The 19,145-nt window shown below is 62.3% G+C and carries 20 protein-coding genes; 10 read left to right on the top strand and 10 right to left on the bottom strand.

The window, feature by feature from the left end:
• Nucleotides 1-20: 20 nt before the first annotated feature.
• On the top strand, nucleotides 21-449 hold the full coding sequence (locus tag A9762_RS14505) for a GFA family protein (RefSeq protein WP_069342787.1): 429 nt from the start codon (nucleotides 21-23) through the stop codon (nucleotides 447-449).
• Between the two features lie 98 nt (nucleotides 450-547).
• Here A9762_RS14505 and A9762_RS14500 read toward each other — a convergent pair whose 3' ends face one another.
• Nucleotides 548-1,459 carry an alpha/beta fold hydrolase gene (locus A9762_RS14500; protein WP_083253929.1) on the bottom strand — a complete coding sequence of 304 codons (912 nt, stop codon included), beginning with the start codon at nucleotides 1,457-1,459 and terminating at the stop codon, nucleotides 548-550.
• A 432-nt stretch (nucleotides 1,460-1,891) separates the two neighbouring features.
• Between A9762_RS14500 and A9762_RS14495 the strand changes: the two genes are divergently transcribed.
• The 3 genes from A9762_RS14495 to A9762_RS14485 all read left to right on the top strand — a co-directional run bounded on the left by A9762_RS14495 (nucleotide 1,892) and on the right by A9762_RS14485 (nucleotide 5,548).
• Nucleotides 1,892-2,515 (top strand): superoxide dismutase, encoded by a 624-nt coding sequence (locus A9762_RS14495; protein WP_240493573.1) that lies wholly within the window; start codon nucleotides 1,892-1,894, stop codon nucleotides 2,513-2,515.
• Between the two features lie 183 nt (nucleotides 2,516-2,698).
• The gene (locus tag A9762_RS14490) at nucleotides 2,699-3,499 is read left to right on the top strand and encodes an HAD-IIB family hydrolase (protein ID WP_069342712.1); all 801 of its coding nucleotides are present in this window, start codon (nucleotides 2,699-2,701) and stop codon (nucleotides 3,497-3,499) included.
• A gap of 561 nt (nucleotides 3,500-4,060) precedes the next feature.
• Nucleotides 4,061-5,548, top strand: a complete 1,488-nt coding sequence (locus A9762_RS14485) for a SulP family inorganic anion transporter (RefSeq protein WP_069342711.1) — start codon at nucleotides 4,061-4,063, stop codon at nucleotides 5,546-5,548.
• A gap of 27 nt (nucleotides 5,549-5,575) precedes the next feature.
• Here the strand turns inward: A9762_RS14485 and A9762_RS14480 are convergent, their stop codons facing one another.
• The 5 genes from A9762_RS14480 to A9762_RS14460 form a co-directional block, all read right to left on the bottom strand.
• On the bottom strand, nucleotides 5,576-6,007 hold the full coding sequence (locus tag A9762_RS14480; protein ID WP_371442969.1) for a cytochrome c family protein: 432 nt from the start codon (nucleotides 6,005-6,007) through the stop codon (nucleotides 5,576-5,578).
• Nucleotides 6,008-6,165: 158 nt separating this feature from the next.
• Nucleotides 6,166-6,963 carry a transporter substrate-binding domain-containing protein gene (locus A9762_RS14475; protein WP_069342710.1) on the bottom strand — a complete coding sequence of 266 codons (798 nt, stop codon included), beginning with the start codon at nucleotides 6,961-6,963 and terminating at the stop codon, nucleotides 6,166-6,168.
• A 64-nt stretch (nucleotides 6,964-7,027) separates the two neighbouring features.
• Nucleotides 7,028-7,756: an amino acid ABC transporter ATP-binding protein gene (locus tag A9762_RS14470; protein WP_069342709.1), complete on the bottom strand. Its 729-nt coding sequence runs from the start codon at nucleotides 7,754-7,756 to the stop codon at nucleotides 7,028-7,030.
• A complete protein-coding gene (locus tag A9762_RS14465) occupies nucleotides 7,740-8,393 on the bottom strand; it encodes an amino acid ABC transporter permease (RefSeq protein WP_039401077.1) in 654 nt (217 codons plus the stop codon). Before A9762_RS14465 ends, A9762_RS14470 begins: the two co-directional genes overlap by 17 nt.
• Nucleotides 8,390-9,178, bottom strand: a complete 789-nt coding sequence (locus A9762_RS14460) for an amino acid ABC transporter permease (RefSeq protein ID WP_139133227.1) — start codon at nucleotides 9,176-9,178, stop codon at nucleotides 8,390-8,392. The genes A9762_RS14465 and A9762_RS14460 overlap by 4 nt, the downstream gene beginning before the upstream one ends.
• 429 nt (nucleotides 9,179-9,607) lie before the next feature.
• Between A9762_RS14460 and A9762_RS14455 the strand changes: the two genes are divergently transcribed.
• From A9762_RS14455 to ubiA, 6 genes are all read left to right on the top strand, one after another.
• The gene (locus A9762_RS14455) at nucleotides 9,608-10,069 is read left to right on the top strand and encodes an Lrp/AsnC family transcriptional regulator (RefSeq protein WP_069342708.1); all 462 of its coding nucleotides are present in this window, start codon (nucleotides 9,608-9,610) and stop codon (nucleotides 10,067-10,069) included.
• 415 nt (nucleotides 10,070-10,484) lie between these two features.
• On the top strand, nucleotides 10,485-11,087 hold the full coding sequence (locus A9762_RS14450) for an iron transporter (RefSeq protein ID WP_069342783.1): 603 nt from the start codon (nucleotides 10,485-10,487) through the stop codon (nucleotides 11,085-11,087).
• Nucleotides 11,088-11,183: 96 nt separating this feature from the next.
• Nucleotides 11,184-11,507: a cupredoxin domain-containing protein gene (locus A9762_RS14445; protein WP_069342782.1), complete on the top strand. Its 324-nt coding sequence runs from the start codon at nucleotides 11,184-11,186 to the stop codon at nucleotides 11,505-11,507.
• A gap of 64 nt (nucleotides 11,508-11,571) precedes the next feature.
• Complete coding sequence (locus tag A9762_RS14440; protein ID WP_069342707.1) at nucleotides 11,572-12,408, top strand: FTR1 family protein; 837 nt, start codon at nucleotides 11,572-11,574, stop codon at nucleotides 12,406-12,408.
• A gap of 175 nt (nucleotides 12,409-12,583) precedes the next feature.
• The gene (locus A9762_RS14435; protein WP_170836242.1) at nucleotides 12,584-13,978 is read left to right on the top strand and encodes a 4Fe-4S binding protein; all 1,395 of its coding nucleotides are present in this window, start codon (nucleotides 12,584-12,586) and stop codon (nucleotides 13,976-13,978) included.
• 243 nt (nucleotides 13,979-14,221) lie between these two features.
• On the top strand, nucleotides 14,222-15,094 hold the full coding sequence (ubiA, locus tag A9762_RS14430; RefSeq protein WP_069342705.1) for a 4-hydroxybenzoate octaprenyltransferase: 873 nt from the start codon (nucleotides 14,222-14,224) through the stop codon (nucleotides 15,092-15,094).
• 62 nt (nucleotides 15,095-15,156) lie between these two features.
• Here the strand turns inward: ubiA and A9762_RS14425 are convergent, their stop codons facing one another.
• The 4 genes from A9762_RS14425 to A9762_RS14410 all read right to left on the bottom strand — a co-directional run bounded on the left by A9762_RS14425 (nucleotide 15,157) and on the right by A9762_RS14410 (nucleotide 19,050).
• Nucleotides 15,157-16,065, bottom strand: a complete 909-nt coding sequence (locus tag A9762_RS14425; protein ID WP_083253928.1) for an N-acetylmuramoyl-L-alanine amidase — start codon at nucleotides 16,063-16,065, stop codon at nucleotides 15,157-15,159.
• Nucleotides 16,066-16,250: 185 nt separating this feature from the next.
• Nucleotides 16,251-17,276 carry an N-acetylmuramoyl-L-alanine amidase gene (locus A9762_RS14420; protein WP_069342703.1) on the bottom strand — a complete coding sequence of 342 codons (1,026 nt, stop codon included), beginning with the start codon at nucleotides 17,274-17,276 and terminating at the stop codon, nucleotides 16,251-16,253.
• Between the two features lie 120 nt (nucleotides 17,277-17,396).
• Nucleotides 17,397-18,209, bottom strand: coding sequence for a pyrroline-5-carboxylate reductase (proC, locus tag A9762_RS14415; RefSeq protein ID WP_069342702.1), 813 nt, complete (start codon nucleotides 18,207-18,209; stop codon nucleotides 17,397-17,399).
• 127 nt (nucleotides 18,210-18,336) lie between these two features.
• Complete coding sequence (locus tag A9762_RS14410; protein ID WP_069342701.1) at nucleotides 18,337-19,050, bottom strand: YggS family pyridoxal phosphate-dependent enzyme; 714 nt, start codon at nucleotides 19,048-19,050, stop codon at nucleotides 18,337-18,339.
• Between the last annotated feature and the right edge of the window lie 95 nt (nucleotides 19,051-19,145).

Raw genomic sequence — 19,145 nt, 5'->3', positions numbered from 1 at the left:
CGCGTCGTTCCACCAATGAGATAACCATGTCACTACGTCTTAACTGCCTTTGCGGAAAAGTCTCTGTCGAACTTAACGGCGAACCCGTTGCGCGCGCGAACTGCCACTGCGCATCGTGCCGAGAGTTTTATGGAACGCCCGTGTTTTCCGCAACCGCGTGGCAAGCCGATTCGGTTCGCATCGAAGATGGCGTGGGGCAGACGTTCAAACACCCTGAAAAACAAATGACCAAGACTTTCTGTGATGTTTGTGCAGAAGTGGTCTTCGGCACGAATCGACTGGGAATGCGTGTGGTTCCCAATGCTTTGATTGCCCGCGAAACCGGCGGGAAACCCCACGCGTCACTAGCACCCACGATGCACCTGTTCTACCGGCAGCGCGTAGTCGATGTATCGGACGATTTGCCGAAGTACCTCGATGGCTGGGACGGCCCCACGTATGCTGCCTAACAGGTTGGCAGCAGTCGCCGTCACGGGGTTTCGACCCCATGACGCCATCGGACGTCCCTAGCCATCGTTACTTGAAATTCGTCGACGGTTAAGCCTCCTCACTGAAGAAACTCGGTAATCGCCGCCATCGTCGCGGCCGGTTGTTCTTCCATCAGCCAATGACCGGCGTTCGGAATGACGACGCCTTTCACATTCGTTGCCGCGGCGCTCGCGACGGTTGCCATCATCGTGGCGAATGATTTCTCGCCACCGATGGCCAGTACCGGCATCGGTAGCGGACCCTTCGCAAGAAACGCGTTGTTGTCGATGACGTCCTGATCGAAGGCATGGAATTGTTCGAAGCCGGAATGCATCGCGCCCGGCAAGGCATAAAACCGTGTGTAATGGCGGCGCGACGCTTCGTCGAAATGCTTGGGATCCGCCGAGAACTCGTTCCAGAAACGATCGAGGTAAATGCGTTCGCGTCCCTTCACCAGACGCTCCATGTCCGGCCCGCCAAACCGGAAGTGCCAGAGCAACGGGCTTTTCAATATCTCTTCCCATGGGCCGACGCCGGGAATCGGTGCGTCCATCAGCACCAGTTTCGTGACCCGATCGGGTTGCTCCGCAGCAAATGCATACGCCACCATATTGCCGATGTCGTGCGCCACGACATCCACGCGGCCGATATGAAGCGAGTCCAGCACGCCGGCGATATCTCTGGCTTCGTTCTTCTTGTCGTAGCCACCGGACGGATGGTCCGAGAGCCCCATGCCGCGAAGATCGGGCACCACCACCGTGTGATTCGTCGCGAGCTTTGCCGCCAGCGGCGCCCACATGTCGCCCGTTTCACCATAACCGTGCAGCAGCACGACCGCCGGACCCTGCCCACCGACGCGCACGTAAATCTTCGCGCCATTGGTCGCAATGGTCTGATGCCGGAAATCCGCAGGGAAGCTGAATTTGTCCGCGAACGCTGGGAAGGACTGGAACGACACAAGCAACAGCAGGAAAGAAAGCAGTTTTCGCATTTCCGACTCCCGAGGGTTGGTCCAACCGATCTGGCTGAATTGCTCGATTCGCGGATAGTCTCATACTTTCCAACAGCAATTCATTTCGACGGGAGTCGACACCCGTCACGCATCGTTGCCGCGTGTGACGCTCGCCACCACCCGCACTGATACCCCGACCCGACTTACGCAACCCCCTTCGCTGAAAAATTCTGAAAAGCACGGAATAACTCGATGCGGCGAATCGTTATGTGAGTGAGAGGTGCTATTGATATCCCTCACATTCCCCCCAACGAATCGGAAATGATCATGTCTCAAACGCTCCTGTCTCGCCGTCGGATGCTCACCAGCGGTTCGCTCGGCGGTGCCGCGCTCGTCATGTCGAACCTGGCCTTTGCGCAGCCGCAGTCGTCTTCGCCGAAGAAATCGGTCAAAAAGCGCGACGAAGCCGCGCTGCTCGCGTATCTCGGCGCCTCGCCGCAATCGCTGCCCAATCTGCCTTATGCGCAGGACGCGCTCGAACCCGTCATTTCCGCACGTACCATCGGCATTCACTACGGCAAGCATCATCAAGCCTATTTCACGAATCTTCACAAGCTGCTGGCCGATTCACCGCTCGCCAATGCCACGCTCGAACAACTGATCCTGAAGTCGCACGGCCGCGAGGACATGGAAGACATCTTCAACAATGCCGCACAGGCGTGGAATCACAACTTCTACTGGAAGTCGCTGAGCCCCGTGCAGACGCAGCCGGACGAGCGTCTGGCCAAAGCGATCGTTGCCAAGTTCGGTTCGGTCGAAGCGCTGTCGAAGCAACTGATGTCGGTGTCGGCATCGCAGTTCGGTAGCGGCTGGGGATGGCTCGTCGTCGACGACAAGCATGAGCTGGCAGTCGTGAAGACGGGGAACGCGGAAACGCCGTTCACGCGCAGCGGACAACTGCCGTTGCTGACGGTCGACGTGTGGGAGCACGCGTATTACCTCGACTATCAGAACCGCCGTCCGGACTATCTCGCCGAGACGATCGCCAAGAAGTTGAACTGGACGTTTGCCTCGCAGAATTACGCACGCATCTGAGTCCGGCCGAGCACAACAAGTGAGCGAGAAATGCGAATGCCCCGATTCGTCGGGGCATTTCGTCGTCCTGCAACGCCGCGTGGCGACCCCGCGATCGCGACCGAATATGCATATGCGCAATTCAACTAAGCCCATGGCCGATCACGTCGCATAATCGAAGGCTCCTCGCGCCTATCGATCGTCATGCAGCCGCTGTCTCTCGCCCCTCTCGATCAGTTCTCTTCCGTCCGATTCGTGCTGACGGATATGGATGAAACGCTCACCTATCGGGGACGTCTGCCCGCGCAGACTTACGACGCGTTAGCACGTCTGGAAGTGGCAGGCATTCGCGTGATTCCCGTCACCGCAGCCCCTGCGGGATGGTGCGATCAGATGGCGCGGATGTGGCCCGTCGATGGTGTCATCGCCGAGAACGGAGGGCTGTTTCTTCGACGTGACGAAGACGGGCACCGCGTGGAGCGGCACTACTGGCACACGTCGGACACCATTGAGCATGCGGCCGAACAACTTCAGGCGATCGCCCGAACGGTAGCGCACGCCGTGCCGCAAGCGGAGCATGCCGACGATCAGCTTTTCAGACTGACGAGCCTTGCGTATCGCCGCACGGGAACGGATCTCGATCAGCGCATTCTCGACGCGCTCATTCAGGCGGGCGCCAACGCCACGATCAACAACTTGTGGGTGCTCGGCTGGGTCGGCGGCTACGACAAACTTTCCATGTCGCTGCGCATTCTCGACGACGTCTACGGCATCGACGCCGAGGCCGCGTCCGACCTGATCGCGTACTCCGGCGATTCGACCAACGACGCTCCCATGTTCGGCTACTTCCGACACACGGCGGGGGTGAGCACGGTGGTCGACTATCTGCCCCAACTGCCCGTGCCGCCGCGCTGGATCACGCAAGGCCCGGGCGGTGCGGGATTCGTGGAGTTCGCCGACGCGATACTCGCGTCGCGCACGACGCCCGCATCGATTGCCGTGTAGCGCATAACGCTCGGTGGCGCGTCGCAAACGGAGAGAGCCCTGACACGTCAGGGCTTTCTTCATTTGCGTTGGCCATTGGCCATCGGCCGTGGATCTGCTGGATCCACTTATTGCCAGAAGGGCGATGCTGCGGAAATGAGGCCGGTGAGATACAGAGCGCCTTCAGCGAGCAGGGGGAGCAGGGGCATGGTGTTTCTCCTTCAGTCAGTCGGACGATGGTGAGGGTGATACGTCGGTCGTGCTGGCTTATTGCCAGAACGGGCTGGTCGCCGAGAGCAGGATCAGGCCTTGGAAGGCGTATTCGGCGGCATACATCAGGGCAGGTACGATCGGCATGGTGGTGCTCCTGGTTGGGGCTTTCGCGGTGTTGCGTGAGCCGTTGAATGAAGTATCCGACTTCGTGTCCGGCGGCGAAACTGCGATTAATACAGGTGGGCTCAGCATGTCTGCGCAGGCGTTTGCGCGGTGGCGGACTGGTGATGGACGCGAAACGCCTGAAGTGGCAGCGCGCGCCCGGCTGGTAAAATGCGCGTCCGCCGCATCTTTGCTTCAACGTCATTCATGAAGTCTCCAACGCTTCGGGATCAGTGGTTCCCGAACCTCCCCGGTAACGTCCTTGCCGGGCTCACCACCGCGTTCGCGCTGGTTCCCGAGTGCATCGCCTTCGCACTGGTCGCACAAGTCAATCCGCTGATGGGGTTGTACGGCGCATTCATCATCTGTGCGCTCACGGCCATTTTTGGCGGACGCCCCGGCATGATCTCCGGCGCTGCCGGGTCGATGGCCGTCGTGATCGTCGCACTGGTCGTCGAACACGGCGTGCAGTATCTGCTGGCGACGGTCGTGCTCAGCGGCCTGCTGATGATGGGCTTCGGCGTGCTACGGCTCGGCAAACTGATCCGCATGGTGCCGCATCCGGTGATGATCGGTTTCGTCAACGGACTGGCCATCATCATTGCGATGGCGCAGCTCGAACACTTCAAGCAAGCCACGCCGCAAGGCGACGTCTGGCTGCACGGCACGCCGCTCGCCATCATGTGTGCGCTGGTCGCCGTCACAATGCTGATCGTCTACGTGCTGCCGCGCGTCACCAAGGCGGTGCCGCCGGCGCTCGTCGCCATTGTCGGCGTCGGTGTCGCGAGCCAGTTGTTGCATTTGCCCACGCGCACGCTGGGCGACATGGCGCACATCGCGGGCGGTTTCCCGACGCTCCATCTGCCGCAAGTGCCGATGAGTCTGGACACGCTGCGTATCGTCTTCCCCTATGCGCTACTCATGGCGATCGTCGGTCTGCTGGAGACGTTGCTGACGTTCAATCTGACGGACGAGATCACGCAGACGCGCGGCCGTCCCAACCGCGAATGCCTCGCGCTCGGCGTATCGAACGTGGTGTCGGGAATGTTCGGCGGCATGGGTGGTTGCGCGATGATCGGGCAGACGATGATCAACCTGAGTTCGGGCGGACGCACCCGTGTGTCGGGGGCCACCGCCGGGATCATGATCCTGCTGTTCGTGCTGTTTCTCTCACCGCTGATCGAGCGGATTCCGCTCGCGGCGCTCGTCGGCGTGATGTTCGTGGTCGCGCAACAGACCTTCGCGTGGGGATCGCTGCGGGTGCTCGGCAAGGTGCCGCGCAACGACGCCCTAGTGATCGTCGCGGTGACGGTCATTACCGTCTTCACGGATCTGGCGGTGGCGGTGCTGTGCGGCATAGTGATCGCTGCGCTCAACTTCGCCTGGCAGCATGCGCGGGAGATTCGCGCCGATATCGAAGACAACGCGCACGACGCCCGCACTTACGTGCTGCACGGCACGCTGTTCTTCGCGTCGACGGCGAATTTCCAGGAACTGTTCGCACCGCTCACCGACGTGCACGACGTCACGGTAGATTGCCGTCATCTCCACGTTGCCGATCACTCGGCCATCGTGGCGTTCGAGACGCTGGTCGAGCGCTACCGGAAAGCCGGCCGACACCTGCGCTTCGTCCATCTCTCGTCACGCAATCAACGCCTGCTCGAACGGGCAGGGGTGCGACTTGCCGTAGTGTAACGACGGCTGGTGGCGCGCCCCTGACGCTTACTTGAACGTATGCAGGTAAGCGATCAGATCGGCGACCTTGCGTTCGTTGCCGATGCCCCAGAAGCGCATCTTCGTGCCCGGGACCGTGTTGCCGGGATTCGCGATGAAGGCGGCGAGGGTCTTGTCGTCCCACACGATGCCCGACTGCTTCATGGCGGCGGAGTATTCGAAGTCCTTCAGGCTGCCCGCGCGGCGCGTCGAGAGTCCGTTGAGTTGCGGGCCGAAGCCCGATGCGGCCATCGGCCCGACCGAATGACACGAGGCGCAGCGCGAGACGAACAGCGCCTTGCCGGCTTCGATGTTGCCAGCGGCAAAGGCGGGTGCCACCGTAGCGGACAGCGTCAGGGCGAGAAGGCCCGTGCGCAGGCCGGCGGCGCACGAGAGGTGAAATGCGAACAACGCGTTAAGCGCCTTCATCGGAAGCAGCATGAGAGAGAGGTCGCGAGGAAAGATAACGAAAGCAAGCCGCTAACTTACCCCTTTCCGCGAAGGACTGCCAGTAAAGAGATCATGAAAAAAGGCCGTCCCTGCCGAGGCAAGGACGGCCTTTCGCGATGTCGCTATCGGCCCTGCAAATGCTGGCGTGCTTATGCGCCGCCCTTGGTCACGCTCTCCGGCAGATCGCGGCCATGGTACTTCTTGTAGATCTCGTTGAGCTTGCCGTTCTTCAGGTTGGTCTTGACCCAGTTGTTGACCCAATCCTTCAGGCCCGGCTGGTTCTTGTTCAACGCGATGCCCAGATCGAATTCCTTCTGCGCAAACTTCAGTTCCAGGTTCTTGCCCGGAGCGCGCTTCTGCATTTCGCCGAGGTTCGACGGCGTGCTCGAGAAGATGTCGACCTGACCCGTCACCATGGACGTGATCAGCGTGGCGTCGTCTTCATAACGCACGATCTGCGCACCCTTGGCGTTCGCCGTGGTGAGCGTGTCGTTGACGGTGGCGCGCGTGAGGCCGATGCGCTTGCCGTCCAGATCGGCGTAGCCCTTGATGTTCATGCTCTTCGGCGCGCCCACGATGATCGAGATCACGGCGTAGGGGATCGAGAAGTCCACCACCTGTGCACGTTCCGGCGTGATCGACAGGTCGGCCACCACGATGTCGGCGCGGTTCGCTTGCAGCGTCGGCACGCGCGCGGCGTTCGTCACGGACACGATGTCGAGCTTCACCCCCAGATCCTTGGCGAGCAACTCAGCGGTCTCGACGTCCGAGCCGACCGGCTTCAGATTCGCATCGGCATACGAGTACAGCGGCGTACCCATCGCGATGGCCACGCGGATCTTGCCCGCCTTCTTGATGTCGTCCAGCTGATCGGCAAACGCAGCGTGTGCCATCACGCCCAGCGCAACAGCGGCACAGGCTTGGGTAAGGAACGTCTTGAGTTTCATGCAATGGTCTCCTTCGGGTGATTGTTGTCTTGCTTGAACAGGCGTCGTGGATCGTGGCCGCGCCTTACAGGCCGTTCGCCAGGAACGCACGCAGTTCGGGGGTCTTCGGGTTGTCGAGCATCTCGCCCGGACCGACTTCCCAGACCTTGCCGTGGTGCATGTAGATGATCTGATCGGCCACCCGCTTGGCAAACGCCATTTCGTGCGTGACGAGCAGCATCGTCATGCCGTCGGCCGCGAGGTCTTCCATCACGCGCAGCACTTCGCCCGTGAGTTGCGGATCGAGTGCGGACGTCACTTCGTCGAACAACATGACCTTCGGCGACATGGCGAGCGAGCGTGCAATCGCCACGCGCTGCTGCTGGCCACCCGAGAGTTGTTCGGGATAGCTGTTCGCCTTGTCGGACAGGCCGACCTGTGCGAGCACGCGCTTGGCGACCTCTTCGGCTTCGCTGCGCGCCATGCGCTTCACGTGACGCAGCGCGAGCATGATGTTTTCACGCACGCTCAGGTGCGGGAACAGGTTGTAGCTCTGGAAGACGATGCCGACTTCGCGACGCAACTGATGCAGGTCGATGGACGGATCTTCCACGCGGATGCCACACACTTCGATGGAGCCTTCGTCGATGGTCTCCAGACGGTCGATGCAACGCAAGGCCGTGCTTTTGCCCGAGCCGCTGGCACCGATGATGGCGACCATCTGACCGCGCTCGACTTCGAACGACACGCCCTTGAGCACAGGGTTGTCGCCGAAGCGCTTGTGAATCTCTTTGACCTTAACGATTGCCGACATTGAGCCTGTCCTCCAGTGATGCGCTCCAGCGCGAGAGCGGGTAGCACAGCACGAAATAAAACACCCCTACCAGCGAGAACACGAGGAAGGGCTGGAAAATCGAGTTGTTGATGATCTGTCCGGCGCGCGTCAGTTCGACGAAACCGATGACCGAAGCGAGCGACGTCATCTTGATGATCTGCACCAGGAAACCGATGGTCGGCGGCAGCGACAGACGCACCGCCTGCGGAATGATCACCAGACGCAGGGTCTGCCAGCGGGTGAACGACAGGCACTCTGCCGCTTCCCATTGCGCACGCGGCATCGCTTCCACGCAGCCGCGCCAGATATCGCCGAGATACGCGCTCGTGTAGACCATGAGCGCCAGCGCGGCCGCAACGATCGAGGGCAGCTCGAAACCGTACACCGACAGACCGAAGTAGACGATGAACAGCAGGATCAGCAACGGAATGCCCTGAATCGCTTCGATGAAAACCTGCGTGGGCAGACGCAGCCAGCGGCGCGGCGAGATACGCCCGAGCATGACCAGAAAGCCGCCGGCCATGCCCAGCACGAAGGCGAGGGCAGACAGCACCAGCGTCCAGCCGATGGACTGCACCATGTAGCCGAGATACGTGAACGAGAAATTGCCGATCATGAAGCGCTCCGTTGCGCGGTGTTGCCCGCCGACGTGCCGGAGGCGTTCGTGTTGCCCGAACGCGCAGCGGCGGCACGGCGGCGTGCGGCCTGCGCGGTCTGTGCTGCGGCGCGTCGCACGGTACGGCGGCGCTTGAAGAAGTATTCGCCGGCGGCCCACGCCACGAGCTTCACGAGCAGCGAGAGCGCGAGATAGAGCGCGGCCACGACGATGTACGTCTCAAGCGAGCGGAACGTATCCGACTGCACGGTGTTGGCAACGGCCGTGAGTTCTTCGGCGGAAATCTGCGATGCGATGGCCGAGGCCTGCATCATCAGAATGAACTGCGTGGTGAGCGACGGGTACACCTTCTCGATCGACGGTTGCAGCATCACGTGCCACGCGATGCGCCACTTCGACAGCCCCAGACACTCGGCCGCTTCGATCTGACCGCGCGGCACCGATTCGAGACCGGCGCGGATGATCTCGGCCGCGTAGGCGCCGATGTTGATCACCATCGCGAGCACGGACGCGGTGAACGTCGGCAAGTGCACGCCTATGCTGGCGAGGCCGAAGTACAGCAGGAAGATCTGGACGAGGAACGGCGTATTGCGCACCGACTCGATATAGATGCCGCACAGGCGCGAAAGCCAGCGGTGACGGCTGCGTTTGGCGAAGGCGACCAGCGTGCCCAGGGCCGTGCCGATGACGACCGAGAATACGGTCATCTTCAGCGTGAGCCACGCGCCTTCAAGGAAAACTGGCCAGTAAGGAACCAGCGGGGCGAAATTCAACGAGAAATGCATGGCAAACGCCTGTCTCCGGTGACGTTCGGGGCCGACGCGCCAGGCAGCCATCGTTGCGGTTATGACATCCGCAGCAGCCGTGGTGGGTCTTTCTTGTACGTCGTCATATAAGTGATGTGATTTTGCGCATCGCCCATCGGCATTGTCAATAGCAATCGCTTGGGGGGATACCCTTGGCTATTGCCTTTATAGGACAAGGGTTAAAGGCCGTTTTCAACCGTGGGGCGGTGCCCCGCAGGTTGCGTGAAGCGTCCTCAACGATGGGTTGACGGCGGGCGGCTTCAGACCCTTGTCATCGTATCTCTTGATGTGGGAATTCGACGGATCGGGGGATCGACGTTCCGGCGTCTGCGGGACGGCGCGGCTCTATAATCAGCGCTTGCCCAGGCGACCGGTTCGACGTACTTGACCACCACTTCCCGATATCCGATGACGCTTCTTGCCACCGCGCTCGACGAACTCGACCGCAATCTGCTCGCCCTGCTCCGGGTGAACGCCCGTGAGAGCACGGCCAATCTGGCGCGGCGTCTGGGCGTGGCGCGCACCACGGTCGTGGCGCGTCTCGGTCGTCTCGAACAGGCCGGGGTCATCGCCGGCTATACGGTGAGACTGGGCCAGGACGCCGCCGGCGGCGGGTTGCAGGCGTGCGTGAGCATCGCCGTGCAGCCACGCTCGGGGCGCGACGTGCTGCGGCGCCTGAACAAGATGCCGGAGGTCCATCTGCTGTGCTCCGTGAGCGGGGAGTTCGACTACGTGGCATGGCTGCATGCGGCGTCTGCCGACCAGCTCGACGCGCTGCTCGACACCATTGGCGAGATCGATGGTGTGACGCGCACGACGACATCCGTCGTCCTTGCCCGCAAGATCGACCGGGGCGGCGTGCTGCCCTGATAACGCCAAACGGGCGTTTGCGCCCCCCCAGCCCTAATTCGTTACTAAGCGTCGCCAGTTAAGGTGTCGCCCGTAGCCCAATCCGTACGCAGGATGCGTTGTTGTGCGTTGTGGCGGTCGGGGGCCGCCAGTTGGCCGGATCGACCTCTCGACGGATCGTCGGGAATGGCGATAGCCAAGACGCCCGAAGACGCCGGTAATTATCCGTAACCGACGTCTAAGAATCCGTCCTCAGGGGGCGGGCGCCCGCGCCGATGCTCGCGCAACCATCAAAACTCCCAAATTCACCCGTGTTCCCTTGACTTGGTCGGTTTGTCTGCCATTGGCGATAGTGCTAAAATTATTGAGAATTGTTTGCATTAACTAATCGACCAAATCTGGAGTGTGTATGCGTGTGAAATCCCTCGCAGCAGCGATGCTGCTTGCCGGTGTGGCCACCCTGGCCCAGGCCGCTGAGTTTCCCATCGGCAAACCGCTGAACACAGCGGGTATGGAAATCAACACGGTGTACCTCCAGCCGATCACGATGGAGCCGGCCGGCATGATGCGCGACGCCGCCAAGTCGGACATCCACCTGGAAGCCGACATCCACGCGATCAAGAACAACCCGAACGGTTACGCCGAAGGCGACTGGATTCCGGGTCTCGAAATCACTTACAAGCTTCAGAAGATGAAGTCGGACGGCAAGACGCCGGACGGCGCGGTCGTCGAAGGTCTGATGATGCCGATGGTGGCGAGCGACGGCCCGCACTACGGCGATAACGTCAAGCTCAACGGCGTAGGCAAGTATCAACTGACGATGGTCGTCAACGCGCCGGGCACGCTCAAGGAATTCGGTTGCGTGGTCGACAAGAACGCCAAGCCGATGGCCGGCGGTCATATGGATCACGGCGGCGCGGGTCCGTGGTGCTTCGGCCGTCACGTCGACAAGGAAACCGGCGTGGGCGCATGGTTCAAGCCCATCACCAAGGTCGTCGATTTCACGTTCGCGACCGTGGGCAAGAAGGGCGGCTACTAAGCCGGATTAATCTGATGCAGCGTTGGTCAGCGGACCAACGCTGTTTTCCTTTGGAGTAGAAGGATGATTCAGCGCATCGCGCGCCTGCTGGCCACGATGACGGCCGTGGTGGTGACCTTGTTGGCCATGGGCGGCCCGTCGCTCGCCCGTGCCGACGACCTGCCCACCTTCAAGCTGGAAATGAACAACGGCAAACTCAATCCGGTGCGTATCGAAGTGCCGGCCGGCAAGCGCATCAAGATCGAGGTGCACAACACCGGAACGAACGCCGTCGAGTTTGAAAGCCTTCAACTGCGCAAGGAAAAGGTGCTCGCACCGGGTGCGCAGTCGTTTGTCGTGATCGCACCGCTGCAACCGGGCGAATACAAGTTTTTCGACGACTTCCATCAGCAGGCGCAGGGCGTGATCGTCGCCAAGTAAGCCGGGCGTAGCTCAGGTCGTTCCAGTCACACCGCAGTACACGCATTACAAAAGGAATTACACGATGGGTCAGGTCATGTTCATCGTCTGGCGCGAAAGCGTCGAGGCATTGCTGGTCGTAGGTATTCTCCATGCATGGCTGGCCAATCCGGATCACGGCGCCAAGCGTGGCCTGCCCTATCTGTGGGCCGGCGTCGTGCTGGGTATCGCCGCCGCCATCGGCCTGGGCGCCGCCCTCGTCGGCTTCACCGAAGTGCTTTCGGGCGACGCGCAGGATTACTTCCAGACCGCCATGGTGCTCGTTGCCTGCGTGCTGATCGTGCAGATGGTCTTCTGGATGAAGCGCAACGGGCGCACGCTCAAGCGCGACATGGAGTCGTCTCTGCAGAAGAATCACGATCAGGGGACATGGTGGGGTGTGCTCGTGCTGGTGGCGCTGGCGATTGCCCGCGAAGGCAGCGAGACCGCGATCTTCCTGTACGGTCTGGGCTTCGGTCAGGGCGGCAGCGTGCCGATGTCGATGTGGCTTGCGGTGGCGATCGGCTTCGTGCTCGCGCTCGTCACGTTCTGGTTGCTGCAACTGGGCGGCAAGATTTTCTCGTGGCGCCTGTTCTTCCGCGTCACCGAAATCATGCTGCTGTTCCTCGCGGCCGGTTTGCTGGAGTCGGGACTGGATCGTCTGATCTCGCTTGAGCTCGTGCCGACGCTGGTCGATCAACTGTGGGATACTTCCGCGATTCTGGATGACGCTAGCCCGTTCGGCAGCCTCGTCGCGACGCTGACCGGCTATCGCGCCCATCCGTCCGGCATGAATCTGTTGGTGTATGCCGTGTACTGGCTGTTCATGTGGGTGCTGCTCAAGCGAGCGGGCGCCCCGGCCAAGCAGGTCAAGCCTGCCTGATCGAGATGACGCGATATTGCGCGACATTGCGCGATATCGCATGACGTAACGTAGCGTGTGGCACCGGGCGGCGATCCCGCCCGGCGCGCACAACGGACTGAACGGACGCGCAGCACACGAGATCCGTCAGCCCGCAAGGTAATCCCCCGATGCAAGACCGACGCAAGAACCGAGCATGAGTATCGCCATTACTGTCCCGAACCGACTGGCCCGTCTGGGCCTTTGGATGCAACGCCACGGCAAACTGATTCGTGGCGTGCAATGGGTCATCGTGCTCGTTTATGCGTTCCTCATCTGCGTGCCCGTTCTGCTGCCGTTGCCCGATGAGACGGCACACATCCTGAACAATCTCACCGTCTTCGCACAATTCACGTTCTGGGGCATCTGGTGGCCGTTCGTGCTCATCAGCATGGTGCTCATGGGGCGTATCTGGTGCGGTGTGCTGTGCCCCGAAGGCACCCTCTCCGAATTCGCCAGCCGACATGGCAAAGGCCGTGCGATTCCTCGCTGGATGCGATGGGGCGGCTGGCCGTTCGTCGCTTTCGCCGGGACCACGCTGTACGGTCAGATGGTCAGCGTCTACCAATATCCGAAAGCGGTGCTGCTGGTGCTCGGCGGTTCGACCATCGGGGCCATGGTGATCGGCTATTACTACGGGCGCGACAAGCGCGTGTGGTGCAAGTATCTGTGCCCGGTCAATGGCGTGTTCTCGCTGCTCGCGCGTCTGGCGCCGTTCCACTTCAAGGTCAACGAAGACGCCTGGCGTCAGTCGTACAACACCAAGGGTCACAAGATCATCCCGATCAATTGCGCGCCGCTCGTGCCGCTGCGCAACATGAAGGGCGGTGCGCAGTGCCATATGTGCGGCCGTTGCGCCGGACATCGCGACGCCATCGAGCTCACGGGCCGCTCGCCGAGCGAAGAGATCGTGACGTACGGGGCGACCGAAAACAACAGTCTCTGGGATAGCGTGCTGGTCAACTTCGGCCTGCTGGGCGTGGCCATCGGCGCATTCCACTGGACGGTGAACCCGTGGTTCGTCACGACCAAGACGTTCCTGGCCACGTGGCTGATCGACCGCGACATCATGTGGCCGTTCGAGACGAACGCGCCGTGGTTCATCTTCACCAACTACCCCGAACAGAGCGATGTCTTCACCTGGCTCGACGGTGCGATGGTGGTCACGTACATCCTCGGTAACGGTCTGGTGCTCGGCCTCGCGTTCTCGGCCATCTTCGCGCTCGCCAACCGGGCGATGGGCAAGTGGGACACGTCGCGCTTCAACCACCTCGTGCAGTCGCTGATTCCGATTGCCGGCGCGGGCGTGTTCATCGGTCTGTCGGCCACGACGGTCAGCCTGCTGCGCGCCGAGCATCTGCCGATCTACTGGGCGAACGACGTGCGCGCGACCATTCTCGCGACCACGACGTTGTGGAGTCTCTGGCTGGGCTGGCGCGTGACGGGGCGGCATGCCACGTCGCTGGTGCGGCGTCTGGCCGGTATGGCCGGGATCGTGGCGGCGCTGGCGCTCGTGAACTGGCTCTGGCTGCTGATGTTCTGGATCTGGTAATCGCCAAAGATCCACGAGCGTGCATGACGTAGGGCGTTTCCCGGTCGGTGCGAATCCGCATTGCCGGTGAACGGCCGGGATTGGCGAGCCGAAGGCCGGTGGCCTACAATGACGCCACACGTCGCCCGGTCTGCCGGGGCTTGCCGACCTCACGGTCCCGTTGGCGCATCGCCTTTCGGTGTCCCGGTCTTCCGGCCTCGCAGCTTCACCGGTCCTCACGGTCTTTCCAGTCTCAAGACGCCCATGTTGCTCGCTCAACGTCTCCCGCTCTATTTCCGCCTCGTCCGTCTGGACAAGCCGATCGGCACCGTGCTGCTGCTGTGGCCGACGCTCTCGGCGCTGTGGATCGCGTCGAACGGACATCCCGACCCGCTGCTGCTCGTCATCTTCACGCTCGGCACGTTCCTGATGCGCTCGGCGGGTTGCGCCATCAACGATTACGCCGATCGCGACTTCGATAAGTACGTCAAGCGAACGAAAGAACGCCCGATCACGTCGGGACGGATTCGGGCGTGGGAGGCGGTCGCCGTAGCCGCGACACTCGCACTCGTGAGCTTTCTGCTGATTCTCCCGCTCAATGCGCTGACCAAGTGGCTCTCGATTCCGGCACTGTTCGTGGCGGGCACCTATCCGTTCACCAAACGCTTCTTCGCGTTGCCGCAGGCGTATCTGGGCGTGGCGTTCGGCTTCGGCATTCCGATGGCGTTTGCCGCCGTGCAGGATCAGGTGCCCGTGATTGCGTGGGTGCTGCTGCTCTCCAACGTGTTCTGGTCGCTGGCCTACGATACCGAGTACGCCATGGTCGATCGCGACGACGATCTGAAGATCGGGATCAAGACGTCGGCGATCACGTTCGGTCGTTTCGACGTGCTGGCCGTGATGCTGTGCTACGTCGGCGCACTCGGCATTCAGGCGCTGGTCGGTGCGTATCTGGGCTTCGGCTGGCCGTTCTGGCTGGGCATGGCTGTCGCCGTGAGCTTCGCCATCTATCACTACTTTCTGATTCGCGGCCGCGAGCGCATGCCTTGCTTCGCGGCGTTCCGTCACAACAATTGGCTCGGCGCGGCGGTTTTTGCCGGTATCGCGGGGCATTATCTGCTGACTGCGCAGGGCTGACGGCGGACGCGGGGTGTCTGACGCGCCCCGCTTGTACCTCGCTTGTACCCCGTCTTGCGCGCTCATCGCGCCGTGATGGCGCGATCAATCTTGCCGTACTTCTCCAGCAATGCATCGAGCACGGCGACCGTTTCCACATCGGGCACGCCGTCATAGCGTGCCGGATGGAAATGCATCTGGAACGCGACAATGACATCGGTCGTGGAGGCGTCCAGTTCTCCCGTTTGCGGCGTGTCGAAACCGTAGGCGAGCAGCTTCGCCTGTAACGCCGGAACGTCGCCCCGATATGGTCGATGATCGCGGTAATGCGCGACCCTCGCGTCGTCGGGCCATGCGCCGATCCCAAATTGCTCGTGCAGCCACCGCCAAGGAAACCGCGGTCCCGGGTCGTGCGCGAGCCCGGGGGCGACGTCGGCATGACCGAGTACCCGGTCCGGTGCAATGCCGTATCGCATCACGATGTCGGCGACGAGTTTGCCGACGACGGCGATCTGCGGCATCGGGAATGGATGCCAGCGTCGGTCCATGAGCGGGAGCTGCGCGTCGTCTGCCGGATAGCCAGGATTGACGATTTCTACGCCGATGGAGGTGCCGTTCAGCAGACGTTCGCCCCGCCAGCCGCTCACGCCTGCGTGCCGGGCCAACTGCCGTTCGGGTACCAATTGGTAGACGACGAAACGATTGTCGTCGTCGGCCGTCTCGGGCACGACGTAATGCGCGCTGGCATCGCCCGCAGGATTCGTCAGCGTGCTGAGCGAGCGCAGCAGCGAGGTAGCGGTGTAATGCAGCACGAGCGTGCGAATGCGTGGCTCGCGTCTGGCCGGTGTCAGCGCCTTGTCGATGAAGTAGCCGTTGCACTCCCGAACCATCGGCGGCACCTTCCTTGGCCGCGCAAGCAAACCGGCTTGCCGCGCCAGCGGGCGGCCCAGTGCGTTGACGAGAAATTTCCGGTATTTCTCGTCGTCACTCATCGGGACGGTTGCCGCTCGGTTGCCGCTTAGGCACTGCCGCGTCGTTCGGGGCGAGGCGAACGTTGTGCATTGGAATTCCATGACGTCGCTGAGACTTAACCAGCGTAGTCGTCGGCGGACGTCGGAGACTCCTAAAAATGGCTCACGCCGGAATCGTTTGGGCCGATTCCGGCGTGCTGCACTGCCTATGGATGCAGGTAGATGGCGCTGGCAGCGTCGTCCGGTGCGTTCGGTCCCGTCGCTGCGCTGCGGCTTTTCGCGGCAACGTCGGCGGACGGACGCGGCACATCGAGGTATTTCTCCAGCAGTGCGTCGAGCACTGCGACCGTTTGTGCGTCGGGAACCCCGTCGTAGCGATGGCTTGCGCAGAAGTGCATCTGAAACGACTCGATGACGTTCGTCGTCGCCCGGTCCAACTGGCCGGTTTGCGGGGTGTCGTAGCCGTAGGTTCGCAGCTTCGCCTGCAAGGCCGCGACGTCGCCGGCATATGGCATATGGTCGCGATAGAAGGCCACCGTCGCGGCTTCCGGCCATGCGCCGATCCCGCGTTCATACAGCGTCTGCCAGGGAAACAGGGGGCCCGGATCGAGCTTGCGACCCGGCGCGACATCGGCATGACCGACGACCCGGTTCGGCGCGATGCCGTGGCGCTGCACGATCGTGGCGGCCAACTGACAGACGACGTCGATCTGGTTATCGGGGTACGCGTACCATCGTTTTTCCATCAGTGGCCGACGATTGTCTTCCGGGCCGAATCCGATATTGACGATCTCCATGCCGATCGACGTGCCGTTGATCAACCGTTCCCCCAACCATGCGCTGACCCCTGCGTGATGCGCCAGATCCGACTCGGGAACGAGTTGGTAGACGGTGAAGCGCCCACCCGATTGGGCGGTGTCCGGTACGACGTAATGCGCGCTGACGCCGCGTTTGGGGTTCGTCAGTATGTCGAGCGCCTGCGCCAGTGGCGTCGCGGTGTAGTGAAGCACCAGCGTGTGGACACGGGGTTCCCGGTTTTCCGACAGGATCGAGGTGTCGAGGTCGAAATCGTGATCGGGAGCGTCGGGGGAGGGGGGTAATGTCAACGCGCTGGCCTGTAAGGCCGGCAATGCCGTCGTCAGCGTGGCGGCAAGGGTCGTCGCCTGCCGCAGGAAGTCCCGTCGTGGCGTCGGTTGGGCGTCGTGATTGGCGGGCTGTTGGGCATTGCGCATCGGGCATCGGTCACGTTGTTGACATCCGCCCAAGGTAGCCGTCGTTTGACGGCAAATGCTTCCACAAATGGCTCACGCCGGCATCGTGCGAGACGATGCCGGCGTGTCGGACTGACGCAATCAGGCGTCGCCCAGTTCGTCGCCGAGTTCCTTGGCGCGATGGTTGGCTGCCTTGACGCCGCGCACGATGGCGTCCTTGATGGCGTCTTTTTCGAACGAGCTGATGGCCGCGAAGGTGGTGCCGCCCTTCGACGTCACGCGATCGCGCAGCACGCTGGCCGGTTCGGTCGAGTCTGCCGCGAGTTGCGAGGCGCCGGTGAACGTGGCGATGGCGAGCTGGCGTGCCTTGTCGGCCGAGAAGCCCAGTTCCTGCGCGGCCTGCTCCAGCGCTTCGATGAAATAGAAGACGTAAGCCGGGCCACTGCCCGAGATGGCGGTAACGGCGTCGAGTTGATCCTCTTTCTCGACCCACACGATTTCGCCGGCGGCGCTCAGCACGGTCTCGGCGCGCTTGCGCTGATCCGAATCCACGCCCGAGAGCGCGATCAGGCCGGTGATGCCCTTGCCGATCAATGCCGGCGTGTTCGGCATGCAGCGCACGATCTGGTTGTGACCGCCGAGCCAGCGAGCGAGATCCGAAGCGCGGATCCCGGCGGCAATGCTGATGACCAACTGACCGTTCAGATGCGGCTGGAGCGCTTGCGCGACATCCTTGAGCACTTGCGGTTTGACGGCCAGCACGAGGGTGTCGTAATCGCGCAGGCGGTCGTTCGGGGCGCTGGCTGTCTCGATGCCGTGGTGCTTGACGAGACCTTCGCGGGTCGATTCGTTGACGTCGATAGCGAGAATGTCGCGCGGGGCCGTGCCACGCTTGACGAGTCCGCCGATCAAGGCATTGGCCATATTGCCGCCGCCGATGAATGCAATTCTCATAACCATCCTTTGCGTTGCGTGTGTCGTTACTCGTTACCGTTACTGCTATTCGTGGCGAGGTGGGGCGTGGCGCATCGTTGAGGTGGTGCGTTGTCGTGACGCGCTCACCGCGGGACGCATGCCGCGCTCAGGCCTTAGCGCCGTAATCTCGTGCGCCGAAAATCGCCGTACCGATGCGCACCATGGTGGCGCCCTCGGCAACCGCCGCTTCCAGGTCTCCCGACATTCCCATCGAGAGGGTATCCAGCGCCAGCCCGTCGGCGCAAAGCGCATCGAACAAGTCGCGCACCGCCTTGAAGGGCTCGCGCTGACGTGCCGGGTCGTCTTCGGGTTCGGGAATCGCCATCAGGCCGCGCAGCGTCAGATTCGGCAATGCGGCGATGGCGCGGGCGACAGCGAGGGCTTCGTCCGGTGTGACGCCGCTCTTGCTGGCCTCGCCGCTGATGTTCACCTGCAGGCAGATCTGCAAGGGCGGTAAGTGCGTCGGACGCTGTGCGCTCAGGCGTTCCGCGATCTTGAGCCGGTCGACGGAATGTACCCAGTCGAAGTGCTCGGCGACCGGCCGCGTCTTGTTGCTTTGCAGCGGCCCGATGAAATGCCATTCGAGCGGTTCGGCGCCCACTGTCTCACCGGCGAGCGCTTCGATCTTGTCGAGTGCTTCCTGCACGTAGTTCTCGCCAAATGCTCGCTGGCCAACCGCCACCGCTTCGCGCACGGCGTCGGCGCCGAATGTCTTCGAGACGGCGAGCAGGCGCACACTGCCGTCGGCTCGGCCGGCAGCGGTGGTGGCGCGGGTGATCCGGGAGAGGACGTCTTCGAGATGTGCAGCGATGGGCGACATAGCAAGGATTCGGCGGGTTCGGCAGGTTCGGGCGTAGCGAAGCGGTTGGACGGTGTCGGCGGTTCCGGGCAAATGAAGCGAATCGGGCGAATCGA

It is taken from the genome of Pandoraea sp. ISTKB (assembly GCF_001721285.1).
GTDB classification, from domain to species: Bacteria; Pseudomonadota; Gammaproteobacteria; order Burkholderiales; family Burkholderiaceae; genus Pandoraea; species Pandoraea capi.
This window is presented reverse-complemented; position numbering and strand designations above follow the sequence as displayed.